Genomic DNA, 16,502 nt, shown 5'->3' with positions numbered 1-16,502 from the left:
ATGGCCGGTAGCTACATATCCCACAGCGAATTGGTGGCCATGGACAGCGTGATCCGTTCCTTGTCCTGGATGTGCTTGAGGTTTTCAAACACCTCCTTCACTTCCGCAGACTCGATGGAGCCGTATACGGAGTGGTACAAGTCGGAGAAGTAGCGATCCACTTCGCGCCCCAGCTGATTGATCTCTTCAATACTGGGCTTGTCGCTCAGATAGAGGTTTTTTACCAGGTCGCCGGCACTCTCCTCGTGGGTATATTGCAGCCATGTCTGCATTACCTTCTGCTCCGCCACCGCACCGTAGTTCTTTAGGTTGTTGGCCATGCGCAACTCGTGCTCATGCAGATGTTTCAGCAGCAATTGGGTGCGGTTGTCCTGAGCACCTTCCAGCAGCTGCTGGTAAACGCCAGCCATATCCAGATGAAACTTCTGGGCGTTCTTGAGAATCTCGTGGGCCTGTTTGAACGTCTTCATCTATGCGCCTTCTTAGTGGTTGATTTCTTTATGGTTTTCCCGTGAGAGGTGTCGATGGTCGGAAATGCAATGTCTCTCCTATGGTTATAGTGCATATCCGGCGGCGTTCAACTCTTCACGGAAATCAGAGTACCGGTGAGTCATCAATTCGCGGATGCTGGGGTGCGGTGTTCCCGGGGGAGATATTTGCCGGGACAAAAAAAGCGGCCACTGGGGCCGCTTGGGATTGGGGGCTGACCGTTTGCGAGCGGTGAGCGCTTACGCAGTCGCCGGCGCCAGATGGAACTGCGCCATCATGATCTGCAGGCGCTTGCGCTGCATCTTGAGGCTGTATTCCAGTTCCTTTACCCGGGTGCGGATAGTGGCGTTTTCCCACTTGCTCACCAGACGCTCGCGGGCACTTTCATAACGCTGTTGCTGCAGTTCCTTCCACTCGGCAAGTGCCGCGGAGAAATCCTGTGCCTCGCGTTCCAGCAGTTCTTTCCAGCTCTCTTTGTGCTTGGAATTCTCCAGTTTCTGTTCGGCACGCTTGAATTGCATGGACAGCATGGCGCGCTGGATACGCATTGCCGGCACGGTCTTCAGATTGCGTGCCAGCCCCAGCCAGCTGGCGGTTTTGATCAGCCACTTGGTGGGATCCCACTGGTACCAGCGGATACCATTGCGGTAATCGGTCTGAAAAATATGGTGGTAGTTGTGATACCCCTCACCGAAGGTGAAAAACGCCAGCAGGTCGTTGTCGCGGGCGGTGTTTTCATCGGTATACGGCCGGCGGCCCCAGATATGGGCCAGAGAATTGATGAAGAAGGTGGTGTGGTGATTGACCACGATACGCAGGATACCCGCCAGCAGCAGCATACCCAGTACGTCGCCGGTAAGCAGGCCGAGAACCAGCGGTACGCCGACGTTCATCGCCACGGTGATCGGAAGATAGTGGTTGTGCTGCCACATCACGATCTTGTCCCGCTGCAGGTCCTTGGCGTTATCGAAATCCACTTCGCCGCTGGGATATTCGCGCAGCATCCAGCCAATGTGGGAAAACCAGAAACCGCGTTTGGCGGAGTAGGGATCGTGATCATTATCGTCGCAGTGACGATGGTGGCGACGGTGGCCGGAACACCAGATCAACGCGCTGTTCTGTAACGCCGCGGCGCCGAACAGGGCGAAGAACAGGCGCAGTGACCAGTGCGCTTCATAAGTACGATGGGACCAGAGGCGATGGTAGCCCGCGGTAATGGAAAATCCGCAAAATGCGCCCAGCACGGCAAAGGCCAGCCACTGATACCAGTGGTAGCCCACCAGGATACCGTACAGCGGAACCAGTACCAGTGCCGCCAGTGCCGTACTGGTAAACAGGATGGTGGTCAGCCAGATACGGGGAGCTTCGGGAACAGCTTTCATAGTTACAACCTTGTTAGAGCCAACGGGACAAATGCTAACTCAGATACCTCCGGGGAACATCTTCCAGGGAGGACCAGTCACGGAATTTTGAGAACGGTTAGTCAGTTAATCGCAAAATGAATGGTCTGTGTGCACTTTTGGTGCGAGAGAGGATTTTTGCGTTCCGAATTGGGTCAAGCGCTGTCATTTTTCCGTAACAGGCCGTCCTGTAGCAAAATGTTGCCGGCATGAGTGGGCGGTGGCTGGATAAAAACTGTCCACAAATGTTCGATTGAGGACGTTTTCACTGCTTTTCAAAAAGTTGGCATGACGATTGCTATATCTTACGTGTAGGCCACTCGGCCTGCGCTCCGGGAATCCATCACGGGTTATGGCAAACGAAATAATGCGTGACTTCCCGTTTTCTCTCATCATCGCTATTTTGGGCCCTGCTTTGCAGGGCCTTTTTTTATCTCCCGATAAGTGATTCACTTGCCCAGGACGGTCCCGCGGCTCCCGCGGATCCCTGTTTTCTTTTGATGAGCCCGACGGCAACACGGTGTCGAACCCAGTTACTCCTCAACCCACAGCGGTCGGCCTGCATCTCGCCACTCCCGGCGAGCTGGAAGGGCTGCCGCCAGCGCAGGTGCTTACACAGGTGCAATATCTGCACGGACTGCTGTTGAGTGCCAATCGCGGTGTCTGGGAGTGGCACCCGTGCAGTGGCATGCAGCGAGCCACGGGAACGCTGTGGCAACAGCTGCATGGTGATCCGGAGGTGGCACTTGCCAGTGTCTGGACTGGAGATCTGGCACTGGTGCATTCGGACGATCGCGACAACCTGCTGTCGCTGCGAAATCGCCTGTGCCAGCAGGGTACTTTTGTCGATACCACCATCCGTGCCTATTCCCGAGACGGGCAGCCCGTATGGTTGAGGCTGTGGGCGCGCGCCTTTAGCGATCCCGACGGTGAGCGCTTTTTCCTCGGTGGCTGCACCGACTACAGCGAGTCCATTTCCCCCAGACCACTCTCCTGCTTTTCTGGTGAACGCTTTTCCTATGCGCTCGACGCCGTGGGCGACGGCCTGTGGGAGTGGGATTTGCAGGTGGATGAAGTAGTACTCGATGTGACCTGCTGGCGCATGCTGGGCTACGCTCGCGGTCCCGGAGACCTGGACGCGCGCGCGGCACTGGCGCTTTGGAAGGCGCACATGCAGCCCGACGATTACCCGGATGTGAAGCAGGCGATGGAAGACAATGTGCGCGAGCAATTGCCATTGGACGTGGAGTTCCGCCTTCGTCACCGGGAGGGCGGCATCATCTGGGTGCGCTGCCGCGGCAATGTCCAGTGCAGCAGTACAGGGCAGCCGATCCGGGTTCTGGGCACACTGCAGGACATTACCGCCGGCAAGAAAAAGCAGCTTCGCCTGGAGGAAGAGCTTCGCCGGTTGAAGCAGGAAAGTAGCGACCGCAACGCGCTTATTTCCAGCCTCAGCCACGAGTTGCGTACCCCGCTGAACGCCATTCTCGGTTACAGCCAGATGGTTGAGCTGGATCAGAGTCTGAATCCGGACCAGCGCCTGCGTTTGGGGGAAATCCGCAAGGCGGGTCAGCATCTGCTGCACCTGGTTGGCGACGTGCTGGATCTCGCGCGTATCGACAGCAACCGCCTGGCGCCGTCCATTGAACCGGTACAGCCCGCTGCCCTGGTGGCGGACTGCCGGCAGTTGTTGGAGCCGCTGGCGGAAACCCGCAATGTGAGTCTCACGTTTGAGCCACTGGGATGGGAGCGCGCCTATATTCTGGCCGATCGGGTGCGGTTCAAACAGGTGGTGTTGAATCTGGTGGGCAATGCAATCAAGTACAACCGCGAAGGAGGTCGGGTGGTGATCACCTTTGCCCCTCAGGCGGAGGGGTGGTTGCGACTCAGTGTTCTGGATACCGGGTGTGGTATCGCAACCAGTAAACAGGTCCATGTATTTGAACCCTTTAACCGCCTGGGAGCCGAGCGCGGCAAAATCGAAGGTACCGGCGTAGGGCTTGCTATCGCCAGGCAGCTGACGGAAGCCATGGGTGGTCGCATTGGGTTCGATAGTGAAGAGGGGCAGGGCTCGGTATTCTGGATCGAATTTTTAATGAATGACGCGCCCGATGAAGTGCTGCAGATGGTCGCGCGCCCGGACTATGTGCGCATGCTGCCCGCGTGCCGGCTGCTGTATGTCACCGGCAGGACCTCCTCCGCCAGCCGTATGAAATCGATGTTGGCTGACGTGCAGCAAGTGGAAATTCAGATTGCTACGGACGCTATGAGAGGCATTTTCGCCGCCCGTACCAGCAGACCGGATGTGATTCTGCTGGACGGTGAATTGCCGGGCGTGTCTCTCCAGGACTTTGCTGCGATCATCCGCGGAGACAGCGCGACAGAACATATCCCCCTTCTTGGGATCACCGATCAGCGCAGCCGTCATGTGGACGTCTGTGTACCCACGTCCTGCGATCTGGCATCGTTGGCGGAGGGCTTGCGCTACAGCCTGGCATTCAGGGATTCCAGGGGCACTGGCGAGCATATTGAGGGCAAAATCTGAGCCCTCTGCTCGAAGTGTGAACCAACACGCGGGACACAAACGACAAAATCGGACAGTATTTGGCGGTGTCCTGCCAGACAATAAAACATGCCCGCAACAGGAAGTTGTGTTCCATGCCCGTTCAAGATACTGGCGACAGTCCAAACTCCCGTCTGGAGGTCGTAACGACGAATCAGGGGGATAGCCTTCTGATCGACGCTCAGGTTCTGCTGGTGGGCAGTTTCTGTCTGGCGTATTTCTGTAAAAATTTCCTCTCCTTCAGTGATGGGGTCGCCCTCATCTGGCTGGCGGATGCCCTCGCCATCGCCGTGCTTTACCGTCACCGGCTCCGCGCATGGCCGCTGTTGCTGGCTGGGTCCTTTTCCGGCAACCTGGCCGCGGCACTGGCAAGTGGCCTGGAGTTGTTTATAGCTCCGCTCTATTCGCTGGCCGGGGTAATTGAGGTCGTCATTGCGGCGAGCATGCTGCGACTGTTCTGCGCGGACGGTGACTTCTTTGGCAGTATGTGGCGTTGGATCCGGTTTATTTTCTTCGGCGCGTTTCTCTCGACCTTGGTAGGTGCGAGCGTTGGCGCGGGCATCGCGACGTATTTTCGCGGTATTCCCTTTGGCGAAGTATTCCTGTTCTGGTACCTGGCGGATGCCATCGGCATTTGCATGTTTCTCCCTCTGATTCACATGCTCTCCAGTGAACCTGCGATCAGGATAATGTTCGCCCGCTCATATCTTCACCTGCTGGCCGTCGGCGCCGCGGTACTCGCCAGCAGCCTGTTGTTGTTACTGGTGTTTCCCGATCCGTTTGTATTCATCACCTTGCCATTAATCTGGGCGGCTTCCCGCCTGGAACTGCCCCAGGCACTACTGGTGATCTTCTCCACGGCGATGCTGCTTTTGATGATACTGGTTGGGGGCGGTGAATGGCTTCCCGAGAACCTGCGCGGTGCTCGCAATATCCTGGATTTTTTACCGCTGTATGTGGGCATGGTGCCGGCCTATGTCATGGCCGTTACCTCCGGTATTGAGCGCAAGCGCAGTCAGAAAATTATTGAAGTGGAGAGCAGCTTCCGTACCGCTATGGGTTCATCCCGTATCGGTATGCTGTTGGTATCGCTTGATAACCGCATTCTTCAGGCGAATCCGAGTTTCTGCCGCTTTATCGGTTATTCAGAAGTGGAGTTGCGCGGACTCAGTATTCGTGAAGTGGTCTGGTTTGCCGATGCCGAGGGAGGCACGGGGGCTTCGCGCCCGCGAATGCCGCTGATTGATTTTGAATTGGGGTTTGTTCAGGACGCGGAGTGGCGTTTCCTGCGCAAGAGTGGCGAACAGGTTTGGGGGCACTGGTCTTGCAGTCTCGCTCGCGGCGCCCGCAACGAACCGCTGTATGCAGTGGCCCAGGTGGAAAACATTGACTGGCGAAAACGCAGTGAGGCCCAGCTGGCGAAAGCGGAGGAGCGCTGGAAGTTTTCCCTCACCGTGACCGGTCAGGTGGTATACGACTGGGATCTGATTACCGGCAAAACGTTTTTTTCCGAGTGGCTCAGTAGCGGTGTAGGCATCGACGCCGCGCACCTGGGTAGCCGTCAGGACTGGCTTGATCGTGTTCTGGTCGAAGACCGCGAGCGTCTGCTGCTGGCGCAGCGCAAACATTTTGCCGGACTGGCGCGAGATCTCGACTGCCAATACCGGGTGCGCACGGATTGCGGGGCGATGCGCTGGATTCATGAAGTTGCCCATGTCATGGAGTCCGGTGACGGTGGCGAGCCGTTGCGCCTGATCGGTGTGCTGCGGGACATTACCGAAAACAAAAATATGGAGCGCTCGCTGGAGGAGGAGAAAGAGCACCTGCAGGTGACGCTGAATGCCATCGCCGACGCGGTGATCGCCACCGATCCGCTGCAGCGAATTACCTTCATGAACCCGGTAGCGGAACAACTCACCGGTTGGTCACTGGGGGAGGTGAAGGGCAAGGCGGTCGGCGCGGTTCTGCAGATTGCCAATGGACGCGAGGGTGGGCCCGTTTCCTGCCCGGTTAGCGAGTGTCTCAGTAGCGTGAAGCCTGTGTTTTCCGCCGAGGGCACGGTATTGCATAACCGGCGTGGCAACAGCTACGACGTGAAATGTTCCGCGTCACCGCTGCGCACCGGCGGCGGACAGTTGCTCGGTGCGGTACTGGTATTCCAGGATGTGACCGAAACCCGTGAGCTGATCCGGCAGCTGCGCTACAAGGCGAGCCACGACGATCTCACGCATCTGCCAAACCGGGAGTCGTTCAAACGCGATTTGCTGGACGCTGTTGCCAGCGTGCGCAATAACGAGACCGTACATGTACTGGCTTATATCGATCTTGACCGTTTCAAGGTCATTAACGACAGCGCCGGTCACCAGGCGGGCGATGCGCTGCTGCGTAATGTGTCGCGCTTCTTGCAGGGAGAGCTGCGCGACAGCGACAGTGTTGCCCGTCTCGGCGGTGACGAGTTCGGCATTCTGTTGAGGGATTGCGACAAGGAACGGGGACGGCGTCGTTGTGAGCAACTGGTGCGGAAGATCGCCGCACTGCGTTTTCCCTGGGCGGGGCGTATCTTTGATGTGGGCGCCAGCGTAGGGGTGACGGAAATCCGTCGCGACAACAATCAGGTTGCGGACCTGATGAGTCAGGCGGACGTGGCCTGTTATTCCGCGAAGCACGCCGGTCGCGGTGTGGTAATGCTGTACGAGACCGACAGCAGCGCCGCCGCCGAGCAGCATCGGGAAATCCATATGGCGTCGCGAATTCGCGAAGCGCTGGATGAAAACCGTCTGCGTCTGTTTGCGCAACCCATTGCCAGTGCCATGGATACTTCCAGTATCAGCCACTACGAGCTGCTGGTGCGTATGGTGGATACCGACGGCACCCTGATCCAGCCCGGTGCCTTTCTTCCCGCCGCCGAACGCTACGGTCTGATGCTGCAGGTCGACAGTTGGGTGTTGAACACATTTTTGTGTGAACAGATTCGGGCGGTGGTAAAGAGCGGATTGAATTTCGCCATGAACCTGTCCGCGGAGGCGATTGGCGACAGTAGCTTCCAGCAGCGCCTGTTCACCCTGCTGGAGGCGTCGACGTTGCCCGCAGATCGCCTGGGTATTGAAATTACCGAAACTGCCATGGTCAACCAGATGGATAGCGCCAGCCAATTCGTGGCGGCACTGCGAGCCATGGGTTGCAAGGTGGCACTGGACGATTTCGGCAATGGCCTCAGTTCGTTCAATTATCTGAAGGCGTTTGCGATCGACTACATCAAGATCGATGGCAGCTTTGTACGGCAGGTGGAGTCAAATTTTGTCGACCTGATGATTGTCGAATCCATTAACCAGGTCGCGCACCGCCTGAAAGCACGGACCATTGCGGAATATGTAGAGGATGCGGCTACCGCGGAAAGGCTGAACAGAATCGGAGTGGATCTTGTACAGGGGTATTACATCGGCCGGCCCATGCCACTGGAGGAGTTGCTGGCGCAATGTCGTACGGAGCAGCGGTTGCCCAAAAAGAGCCGGGCCAAAAAAAATGTGCGCCTTGAGCAGAAAAAAGATGAGGTTGCCGGGGCGGCACTGGACAGTTGAACCGGCCCGCAGGCCGATTCAATGGGTACGACAGGCGTTACTGGCGAATCTTGCCCAGATGTTTGCCCACGATCTGCAGCAGTGGCTTGAAGGTCTTTGGCGTGGCACACACCAGATTGCCGCTGTCCAGATAGTCGTTGCCACCGCGGAAGTCACTGATCAGGCCGCCGGCTTCCTTCACCAGCAGTGAGCCCGCGGCGATGTCCCAGGTGTTCAGGTACATTTCCCAGAAACCGTCGAAGCGGCCCGCGGCCACGTAGGCCAGGTCCAGGGCGGCGGCGCCCGGGCGACGGATACCGGCGGTCTGGCCGGCGATTTCTTTCAGGGCCGCCAGGTATGAATCGATGTTTTCCAGGGAGTCGCCATTAAAGGGAATACCGGTGCCGATCAGTGCGCCGTTGAGCCCCTGGCGGTTGGATACGCGGATGCGGCGGCCGTTGAGCGCGGCACCGCGACCGCGACTTGCGGTAAATTCCTCGCGCTTGATCGGGTCGAGTACCACGGCGTGTTCGATCTGGCCGCGGTAGCGGCAGGCGATGGAAATGGCGAAGTGCGGGCAGTTGTGGATAAAGTTGGTGGTGCCGTCCAGCGGGTCAATGATCCACTCGTACTCCGGCTCCGCGCCTTCCTGCAGGCCGCTCTCTTCACCGCGAATACTGTGTTTGGGGAAGGCCTTGCGCAGGTGGTAGATGATCTCCTGTTCGCTGGCACGATCCACTTCTGTCACGTAATCGTTGCGACCCTTTTCTTCAAACTTCATCAGGTCGCCGCGCTCCCAGGCACGTTCAATCAGTTCACCGGCCTTGCGCGCCGCGCGCAGGGCAATATTCAGCATGGGTTCCATAGGAATTCCGCGATCAGTTAGTGGATTCTAAAAAGCAGCACCGGGCTTGCCGGGCGGGCGCGATTGTAGGGATTTCTGTGCAATTTTGCTACACTCCGCGCCCGTTTTGTAACACGCAAGTGTAGGCTCGGTAGTCGCAGTATTGCTACCCGATCCTGCCGGTACCCGGAAACTCCCATGGCGACCTCTCCTTCTGAAACCGCAACCTCCACCGCTTCCCGCTCCGCGCTGGAGGCTCTGGATAATATCCGTGTGGTGCTGGTGAACAGCGCGCATCCGGGCAATATTGGTGGCGCGGCCCGCGCGCTCAAGAATATGGGGCTCAGCCAGCTGTACCTGGTGCAGCCGCGGGAGTTTCCCGCCGCCAATGCGGTGTGGCGCGCCGCTGGTGCCGCCGAGTTGCTGGACAGCGCGGTGGTGGTGGAAACGCTGGAGGAAGCCGTGGCGGACTGCGGCCTGGTGGTAGCTACCAGTGCCCGCGAGCGCCGCATCCCCTGGCCGCTGCTGACCCCACGGGAGTGCGGCGTGCGCGCGGTGGCGGAGGCCAAGTCCCATCCGGTGGCTCTGGTATTCGGGCGCGAAGATCGCGGCCTCACGAATGAAGAGCTACAGGCGTGCAACTTCCATGTGCACATCCCGGCCAACCCGGAGTACAGCTCGTTGAATCTGGCTACCGCGGTGCAGGTGCTGGTGTACGAGGCGCGTATGGCGGCGCTTGAGGATGAGCGTGGTGAGGCGCTTCGTTTCAGCGATTGGGACCGCCCGCCGGCCAAGGCCTCGGATATGGAGCTCTACTATGAGCATCTGCAACTGGCCCTGGGCGAGCTGGGCTTTATCGACCCGGATAATCCCCGCCAGACCATGACCCGCCTGCGCCGACTGTTCAGTCGTGTACGTCCGGACGATATGGAATTGGGCATACTGCGCGGCATGCTGACCGCGATCCAGAACCATATTCACCGCTCCGGGGGCAGGGGGCGCCCGGACTGACCGGTGCCATGTTTCTGGGGACAGGTATTCGGGGGCAAGTTTTGGGGTGGGTAGCGGGATATTTCCCCGCGCACTGCCAGAATAGCCAATTGGTATAACAATCCGCCAAATACCCGACCAGTTTGCTCGGCTATATACTTGACCACAGTAGTGGGTTATTCCATACTCGCGCCCCGATTCAGTGGGCCGGCGCGGACAGTAATCCGTAAGCCAGGCGGCAGGAGGGCAAGAAAGATGCGTTTGACAACCAAGGGGCGGTATGCGGTCACGGCCATGCTCGACCTGGCGTTGCACGCGGAGCGCGGCCCCATCAGCCTGGCGGACATTTCCAAGCGCCAGGATATTTCCCTGTCTTATCTCGAGCAGTTGTTCTCCCGCCTGCGCCAGTCCGGCCTGGTATCCAGCGTGCGCGGCCCCGGCGGCGGTTATCGCCTGGCGCGCCCCGGTGCGAACATCTGTGTGGCGGAAATCATCGATGCGGTCAACGAGTCCGTCGACGCCACCAGTTGCGGCGGCAACAGCGACTGCTCCGGCGGCGAGCAGTGCCTCACCCACTATTTGTGGACGGACCTCAGTCGCCAGATTCACAGCTTCCTTGATGGCATCAGCCTCGCCGATCTGGTTGAGCGCTCGGAGGTGCAGGAAGTGGCCCGTCGCCAGGACTGCCGCAACGGCGCGGGCGACATGATTGAACAGAAAGTAGCGATTATTGGTGGCTTGCAGTAAGGTGCCGGCCGCCCGGTCAGGCCATTGGTGCCGACGGGTGTCTGATCCTTCAGAAAGCAGCAAGTGACAGCAGACAGCAGTTATGGCGCCGGAAGTATTCGGCGAGTGGAGACGAGAGATTATGAAGCTTCCCATTTACCTGGATTATTCGGCAACCTGCCCGGTAGACCCGCGTGTCGCCAGTAAAATGGCGGAGCAGCTGACCATGGACGGCAACTTCGGTAACCCGGCCTCCCGCTCCCACCTGTTCGGCTGGAAAGCCGAGGAAGCGGTGGAGGATGCCCGCCGCCAGGTTGCGGAACTGGTCAATGCCGACCCGCGTGAAATCGTGTGGACCAGTGGTGCCACCGAGTCCGATAACCTCGCCATCAAGGGTGCCGCTCACTTCTATCAGGGTAAGGGCAAGCACATCATCACCTCCAAGATCGAGCACAAAGCGGTGTTGGACACCTGTCGCCAGCTGGAACGTGAAGGCTTTGAGGTCACCTATCTGAATCCGAAGGAAGACGGCATCGTCTACCCGGAGCAGGTGGCGGAAGCGCTGCGCGAAGACACCATCCTGGTCAGTCTGATGCACGTCAACAACGAAATTGGCGTAGTCAACGACATCGCGGCGATCGGTGAGCTGTGTCGCGCGAACAAGGTTATTTTCCACGTGGACGCAGCCCAGAGTGCCGGCAAGATTGATATCGACCTGGAGAATACCAAGGTTGACCTGATGTCCTTCTCTGCCCACAAGGTCTACGGTCCCAAGGGGATCGGCGCTCTGTATGTGCGTCGCAAGCCGCGCATTCGCATTGAAGCCCAGATGCACGGTGGCGGTCACGAGCGCGGTATGCGCTCCGGCACCCTGCCGACCCACCAGATTGTGGGTATGGGTGAAGCCTTCCGTATTGCCAAAGAAGAAATGGCGGAAGAAGGCGCGCGTCTGCTGGCCCTGCGCGAGCGCTTCTGGAGCCAGATCAGCGATATGGAAGAGGTGCACATCAACGGCTCTGTGGAGCAGCGTGTACCGGGCAACCTGAACGTGAGCTTCGCCTTCGTGGAAGGCGAGAGCCTGATTATGTCCCTGAAGGATCTGGCGATCTCCTCCGGCTCCGCCTGTACTTCCGCCAGCCTCGAACCCAGCTACGTGCTGCGTGCGCTGGGGGTGAACGACGAGCTGGCCCACAGCTCCCTGCGCTTCAGTTTTGGTCGTTTCACCACGGAACAGGATGTGGATACCGCGGCCAAAGAAGTAAGAAAGGCGGTGGAAAAACTGCGTGAGCTGTCGCCCTTGTGGGATATGTACAAAGATGGCATCGATCTGAACACGATCGAATGGGCGGCGCACTGAGACCGCCACGCGAATACGAGAATTTTTGAGAGGGTACAGTCATGGCCTACAGCGATAAAGTAATTGACCACTATGAACACCCCCGCAATGTCGGTCGCATGGACGACAAGGCGGACAATGTGGGTACCGGTATGGTCGGCGCACCGGCCTGTGGTGACGTGATGCGTCTGCAGATTCAGGTGAACGATGCCGGCATCATTGAAGATGCCAAGTTCAAAACCTACGGCTGCGGTTCTGCCATCGCTTCCAGCTCCCTGCTCACTGAGTGGGTGAAGGGTAAGACCCTGGACGAAGCCGTGCAGATCAAGAACACCCAGATCGCCGAAGAGCTGGCGCTGCCGCCGGTGAAAATCCACTGCTCCGTGCTGGCGGAAGACGCCATCAAGGCGGCAGTGCGCAACATCCGCGAAAAACGCGGTGAGAGCGTGGAAGAAGCCGCGGGTTGATCCGGGGCTGACCAGGTTTTAACACAGACGAGCGTCATCAGCTTCAAGGAGTAGCAGAGCATATGGCCATTACCATGACCGAAGCGGCCCAGGCACACGTTGCCAAACAGCTGGCCAGTCGCGGCAAGGGCATCGGAATTCGCGTCGGTGTGAAAACCGCCGGCTGTTCCGGTATGGCGTATGTACTGGAATTCGTCGATTCCGCCGAGGCCGAAGATCAGGTCTTTGAAGCCGGCGGTGTGAAGCTGGTGGTCGACCCCAAAAGCCTTGCTTACCTCGACGGTACCGAGTTGGATTTCGTCAAGGAAGGGCTGAATGAAGGTTTCGCGTTCAAGAATCCGAACGTGAAGAACGAGTGTGGCTGTGGCGAAAGCTTCCACGTTTAATTGACGCCCCTCTGGCAGTAGAAGGCCGGGTGCCAAGGTGCATGCCGGCCTTTTTGCTATAGATCCCGCGGTGATTTGAAATGAATCGGCCCCTATGAAACTGCAACAGAACCATTTCGAAATCTTCGGCCTGCCGCAAGCCTATGAAGTGGACCGCCAGGCGCTGACCAGGCGCTATCGCGAGCTGCAGCAGGAGTTTCATCCGGATCGATTCGCGGCCAAATCCGAGCGCGAGCAGATGCTGTCCATGCAGTATGCGGCGCAGATCAACGAGGCCAATAACACCCTCAAGGATCCGGTGGCCCGCGCCCAGTACCTGTTGAAGCTGGCGGGTGTCGAGATCAATCCCGAGCAGACCACCGCCGACGGCGAATTCCTGATGCAGCAAATGATCCTGCGCGAGCGTTTGGAAGACGTGCGCGATGCCGCCGACCCGGAAGCGGCGCTGGACGAACTGGGAAGTGACGCTGCGGATCTCTTCCGGGCACAGGAGCAGGCATTTTCCGAGGGCCTGAAAAACCGGGCATTGGATGAGGCAAAGTCCGCGCTGCTGAAGATGCAATTTCTCGCCAAGCTGCGCCGACAGATCGATGCACTCGAAGAAGAATTGCTCGACTGAACGCACTGAAGTTATCGAAAACATTTTTATAGAACTATGGCATTACTGCAGATTTCCGAACCTGGCCAGACCCCTGAACCCCATCAGCGCAAACGCGCGGTAGGGATCGACCTCGGTACCACCAACTCCCTGGTGGCCACAGTGCGCAGTGGCACAGCCGAAGCCCTGCCGGCTGCCGACGGTCGTGTAATTCTGCCCTCCGCCGTGCGCTACCGCGAAAACGGTGTAGAAGTCGGCTACGCCGCGCGCGCGGCCGCCGGTGATGACCCCTATAACACGTTGATTTCCATCAAGCGTTTCATGGGGCGCGGTCTCGCCGATATCAAACATTTTGGCGATCAACTGCCCTATAAGTTCGCTGCTGACAATGGCGGCATGCCCGCCATCGAAACCGTGGCCGGGGCGGTCAATCCGGTGCAGGTTTCCGCGGAAATTCTCAAGGTTCTGGCCAAGCGCGGAGCGGACTCCCTCGGTGGCCCGCTGGACGGTGCGGTAATTACCGTGCCTGCCTATTTCGATGAGGCCCAGCGCCAGGCCACCAAAGATGCCGCCAAGCTCGCGGGTCTCAAGGTGCTGCGTCTGCTGAACGAACCCACTGCCGCGGCCGTTGCCTATGGTCTCGACAAGTCCGACCAGGGTAGTGATGTGGCGGACAAAACCATCGCGGTGTACGACCTCGGCGGAGGCACTTTCGATATTTCCATCCTGCGCCTGTCCAAAGGGGTGTTTGAGGTGCTCTCCACCGGGGGTGACAGCGCCCTCGGTGGCGATGACTTCGATCGCGCGGTGGCGGAATGGATCGCGGCTGAGGCGGGTCTCGGGACCGATCTCGACGCTGCGACCCAGCGCAAACTGTTGAACATTGCCTGCGCCGCGAAAGAAGCGCTCGCAGCCGAGAATTCCGCACCACTGGCTTTTGGCAAGTGGTCCGGGGTCCTGACTCGCGACAAGCTTGCCGAATTGGTTGACCCGCTGATCGCCAAAACCCTGCGCGCCTGCAAACGCGCCCTGCGCGATGCCGATGTCGAAGCGCAGGATGTGGAAGAAGTGGTGCTGGTGGGTGGTTCTACCAGAACCCTGCGGGTGCGGGAAAAGGTACAGGAATTTTTCGGTCGCGAGCCCCATGCGGATATCGACCCGGATCAGGTGGTTGCCATCGGCGCGGCGATCCAGGCGGATGTACTGGTGGGCAATAAGTCCCGCGAAGACCTGCTGCTGCTGGACGTCATTCCGCTGTCTCTTGGTATCGAGACCATGGGCGGGCTCACCGAGAAGCTGATTCACCGCAACACCACCATCCCGGTGGCCAAGGCCCAGGAATTCACCACCTTCAAAGACGGCCAGACCGCCATGGCGATTCATGTGGTGCAGGGTGAGCGTGAGTTGGTGAAAGACTGCCGTTCACTGGCCCGCTTTGAACTGCGTGGCATCCCGCCCATGGTGGCGGGGGCGGCGCATATCCGCGTGACCTTCCAGGTGGACGCGGATGGCCTGCTGGCGGTCAGTGCGGTGGAGAAGAGCAGCGGTGTGGCCGCGGAAATTACCGTCAAGCCATCATACGGCCTCGCCGATTCCGATATCACCCGCATGTTGCAGGACTCCTACGCCAATGCCGCGGAAGACATTGCCGCGCGTGCCCTGCGTGAGGCCCAGGTCGAGGCGGAGCGCACCCTGGAGGCCATGCTGGTGGCACTGCAGGAAGACGGCGCGGAACTGCTGGATGAGCGCGAACTCAGCGAGCTGGAGCGCGCCATGGAGGCGCTGCGTCTGGCCCACAACGGTGGTACACCGGAAGAGATCCACCGCCGCATCGACGAGCTGAATACGCTGTCTGAACCCTACGCAGCCCGCCGTATGGACAAGTCCATCAAACGCGCGATGCAGGGGCACAACCTGGATGAATTTGACAAGCCCTGAGGGCTGTTCGACTGGTCACTGAGTGAGAGTTTGAGTTATGCCGAAAATCGTTTTCCTGCCCCATCCGGAGCTGTGCCCGGAAGGCAAGGTCATAGAAGTGGAGCCGGGCATCACGGTATGTGACGCCGCGCTGCAGAACGGTGTGGAAATCGAGCACGCCTGTGAGAAATCCTGTGCCTGCACCACCTGTCATGTGATCGTGCGCGAAGGCTTCGATTCCCTTGGCGAGCCGGACGAACTGGAGGAGGATCTGTTGGACAAGGCCTGGGGCCTGGAGCCGGAGTCTCGTCTGTCCTGTCAGGCGGTGGTGGAAGAGGAAGACCTGGTGGTCGAGATTCCCAAGTACACCATCAACCAGGTCTCTGAGCGTCACTAATACCAAGCGTCAGCATGAGGACACGCCGATGAAATGGACGGATATTCACGATATCGCCATCGAACTCGCCGACAACTATCCGGACGTAGACCCGCTCGCGGTCAACTTTGTCGATCTGCGCAAGTGGGTGATGGCGCTGCCGGAGTTTGACGATGACCCCAATCGTTGTGGGGAAAAGATCCTGGAGGCCATTCAGGCGGCCTGGATCGAGGAAAACGAATAGTCTGATCTGTAGTACAAACTTCACTCTACTACGCGTATAATCCGCGCTCCGCGAACCGGGATTGGTCAAATAATCGTCAGTTCGCAGCGAGAGAGAATTCAGGGAAGAGCAACTCCGGTTGCTCTTTTCGTATCTGTTGAAAACACAATTGTCTATAAACCTGAAATTGGAGAAAACCATGGCCCTGGAACGCACTCTGTCCATCATCAAGCCGGACGCAGTAGCCAAAAACGTAATCGGCGAAATCGAGAGCCGCTTCGAGAAAGCCGGCCTGAGCATTGTTGCCATGAAAATGGTCCAGCTGTCCCGCGAGAAAGCCGAAGGTTTCTACGCCGAGCACAAAGAGCGTCCTTTCTTCAAGGATCTGGTAGATTTCATGACTTCTGGCCCTGTGGTAGTTCAGGTGCTGGAGGGTGAGAACGCCGTTAAGGCCAACCGCGACCTGATGGGCGCTACCAACCCGAAAGAAGCCGAAGCCGGCACCATTCGCGCGGACTTTGCCGACAGCATCGATGCCAACGCGGTACACGGTTCCGACTCCACCACTTCCGCCGAGCGTGAAGTGAACTATTTCTTCTCTGCCGAAGAAATCTGCGCGCGTTAATAGCT

At 58.7% G+C, this 16,502-nt stretch carries 15 protein-coding genes; 12 read left to right on the top strand and 3 right to left on the bottom strand.

The features are described from left to right. Positions 1-11: 11 nt before the first annotated feature. Together C3938_RS02335 and C3938_RS02330 are read right to left on the bottom strand one after the other, a co-directional pair. Positions 12-470: a hypothetical protein gene (locus tag C3938_RS02335; protein ID WP_105101652.1), complete on the bottom strand. Its 459-nt coding sequence runs from the start codon at positions 468-470 to the stop codon at positions 12-14. 258 nt (positions 471-728) lie between these two features. Continuing rightward, the gene (locus tag C3938_RS02330; RefSeq protein WP_105101651.1) at positions 729-1,871 is read right to left on the bottom strand and encodes an acyl-CoA desaturase; all 1,143 of its coding nucleotides are present in this window, start codon (positions 1,869-1,871) and stop codon (positions 729-731) included. Between the two features lie 538 nt (positions 1,872-2,409). Between C3938_RS02330 and C3938_RS02325 the strand changes: the two genes are divergently transcribed. Together C3938_RS02325 and C3938_RS02320 are read left to right on the top strand one after the other, a co-directional pair. Next, on the top strand, positions 2,410-4,434 hold the full coding sequence (locus C3938_RS02325) for an ATP-binding protein (RefSeq protein ID WP_233998609.1): 2,025 nt from the start codon (positions 2,410-2,412) through the stop codon (positions 4,432-4,434). Positions 4,435-4,547: 113 nt separating this feature from the next. After that, complete coding sequence (locus C3938_RS02320) at positions 4,548-8,030, top strand: EAL domain-containing protein (RefSeq protein WP_105101650.1); 3,483 nt, start codon at positions 4,548-4,550, stop codon at positions 8,028-8,030. 37 nt (positions 8,031-8,067) lie between these two features. On the opposite strand, the gene C3938_RS02315 is transcribed toward C3938_RS02320, so the two are convergent. Continuing rightward, positions 8,068-8,874 (bottom strand): inositol monophosphatase family protein, encoded by an 807-nt coding sequence (locus C3938_RS02315; RefSeq protein WP_105101649.1) that lies wholly within the window; start codon positions 8,872-8,874, stop codon positions 8,068-8,070. Between the two features lie 177 nt (positions 8,875-9,051). On the opposite strand from C3938_RS02315, the gene trmJ reads away from it, so the two are divergent. From trmJ to ndk, 10 genes are all read left to right on the top strand, one after another. Then, positions 9,052-9,864, top strand: coding sequence for a tRNA (cytosine(32)/uridine(32)-2'-O)-methyltransferase TrmJ (trmJ, locus tag C3938_RS02310; protein WP_233998608.1), 813 nt, complete (start codon positions 9,052-9,054; stop codon positions 9,862-9,864). Between the two features lie 234 nt (positions 9,865-10,098). Next, a complete protein-coding gene (iscR, locus tag C3938_RS02305) occupies positions 10,099-10,590 on the top strand; it encodes a Fe-S cluster assembly transcriptional regulator IscR (RefSeq protein WP_105101648.1) in 492 nt (163 codons plus the stop codon). Positions 10,591-10,711: 121 nt separating this feature from the next. Beyond that, complete coding sequence (locus C3938_RS02300; RefSeq protein ID WP_105101647.1) at positions 10,712-11,926, top strand: IscS subfamily cysteine desulfurase; 1,215 nt, start codon at positions 10,712-10,714, stop codon at positions 11,924-11,926. 41 nt (positions 11,927-11,967) lie between these two features. Beyond that, on the top strand, positions 11,968-12,372 hold the full coding sequence (gene iscU / locus C3938_RS02295) for a Fe-S cluster assembly scaffold IscU (protein ID WP_105101646.1): 405 nt from the start codon (positions 11,968-11,970) through the stop codon (positions 12,370-12,372). Positions 12,373-12,434: 62 nt separating this feature from the next. Beyond that, on the top strand, positions 12,435-12,758 hold the full coding sequence (gene iscA / locus C3938_RS02290; protein WP_105101645.1) for an iron-sulfur cluster assembly protein IscA: 324 nt from the start codon (positions 12,435-12,437) through the stop codon (positions 12,756-12,758). A gap of 94 nt (positions 12,759-12,852) precedes the next feature. Next, positions 12,853-13,377: a Fe-S protein assembly co-chaperone HscB gene (gene hscB / locus C3938_RS02285; protein WP_158681527.1), complete on the top strand. Its 525-nt coding sequence runs from the start codon at positions 12,853-12,855 to the stop codon at positions 13,375-13,377. A gap of 36 nt (positions 13,378-13,413) precedes the next feature. Continuing rightward, positions 13,414-15,294, top strand: a complete 1,881-nt coding sequence (hscA, locus tag C3938_RS02280) for a Fe-S protein assembly chaperone HscA (protein WP_105101644.1) — start codon at positions 13,414-13,416, stop codon at positions 15,292-15,294. A gap of 37 nt (positions 15,295-15,331) precedes the next feature. Continuing rightward, positions 15,332-15,670, top strand: a complete 339-nt coding sequence (fdx, locus tag C3938_RS02275) for an ISC system 2Fe-2S type ferredoxin (protein ID WP_105101643.1) — start codon at positions 15,332-15,334, stop codon at positions 15,668-15,670. A 28-nt stretch (positions 15,671-15,698) separates the two neighbouring features. Then, positions 15,699-15,893 (top strand): Fe-S cluster assembly protein IscX, encoded by a 195-nt coding sequence (gene iscX / locus C3938_RS02270; RefSeq protein ID WP_105101642.1) that lies wholly within the window; start codon positions 15,699-15,701, stop codon positions 15,891-15,893. Positions 15,894-16,071: 178 nt separating this feature from the next. Continuing rightward, positions 16,072-16,497 (top strand): nucleoside-diphosphate kinase, encoded by a 426-nt coding sequence (gene ndk, locus C3938_RS02265; protein ID WP_105103174.1) that lies wholly within the window; start codon positions 16,072-16,074, stop codon positions 16,495-16,497. The last annotated feature ends 5 nt before the right edge of the window (positions 16,498-16,502 follow it).

The organism is Microbulbifer pacificus (genome assembly GCF_002959965.1).
Classification (GTDB): Bacteria; Pseudomonadota; Gammaproteobacteria; order Pseudomonadales; family Cellvibrionaceae; genus Microbulbifer; species Microbulbifer pacificus_A.
The sequence above is the reverse complement of the archived record's forward strand: the minus strand, read 5'-3'. Positions and strand labels throughout refer to the sequence as shown.

Excerpts from the sequence above, each read along its gene's own strand:
- iscA (WP_105101645.1), top strand. The coding sequence starts at position 12,435 with ATGGCCATTACCATGACCGAAGCGGCCCAGGCACACGTTGCCAAACAG.
- hscB (WP_158681527.1), top strand. The coding sequence starts at position 12,853 with ATGAAACTGCAACAGAACCATTTCGAAATCTTCGGCCTGCCGCAAGCC.
- C3938_RS02335 (WP_105101652.1), bottom strand. The coding sequence starts at position 470 with ATGAAGACGTTCAAACAGGCCCACGAGATTCTCAAGAACGCCCAGAAG.
- ndk (WP_105103174.1), top strand. The coding sequence starts at position 16,072 with ATGGCCCTGGAACGCACTCTGTCCATCATCAAGCCGGACGCAGTAGCC.
- iscU (WP_105101646.1), top strand. The coding sequence starts at position 11,968 with ATGGCCTACAGCGATAAAGTAATTGACCACTATGAACACCCCCGCAAT.
- trmJ (WP_233998608.1), top strand. The coding sequence starts at position 9,052 with ATGGCGACCTCTCCTTCTGAAACCGCAACCTCCACCGCTTCCCGCTCC.
- iscX (WP_105101642.1), top strand. The coding sequence starts at position 15,699 with ATGAAATGGACGGATATTCACGATATCGCCATCGAACTCGCCGACAAC.
- C3938_RS02300 (WP_105101647.1), top strand. The coding sequence starts at position 10,712 with ATGAAGCTTCCCATTTACCTGGATTATTCGGCAACCTGCCCGGTAGAC.
- C3938_RS02315 (WP_105101649.1), bottom strand. The coding sequence starts at position 8,874 with ATGGAACCCATGCTGAATATTGCCCTGCGCGCGGCGCGCAAGGCCGGT.
- iscR (WP_105101648.1), top strand. The coding sequence starts at position 10,099 with ATGCGTTTGACAACCAAGGGGCGGTATGCGGTCACGGCCATGCTCGAC.
- hscA (WP_105101644.1), top strand. The coding sequence starts at position 13,414 with ATGGCATTACTGCAGATTTCCGAACCTGGCCAGACCCCTGAACCCCAT.
- fdx (WP_105101643.1), top strand. The coding sequence starts at position 15,332 with ATGCCGAAAATCGTTTTCCTGCCCCATCCGGAGCTGTGCCCGGAAGGC.
- C3938_RS02330 (WP_105101651.1), bottom strand. The coding sequence starts at position 1,871 with ATGAAAGCTGTTCCCGAAGCTCCCCGTATCTGGCTGACCACCATCCTG.
- C3938_RS02320 (WP_105101650.1), top strand. The coding sequence starts at position 4,548 with ATGCCCGTTCAAGATACTGGCGACAGTCCAAACTCCCGTCTGGAGGTC.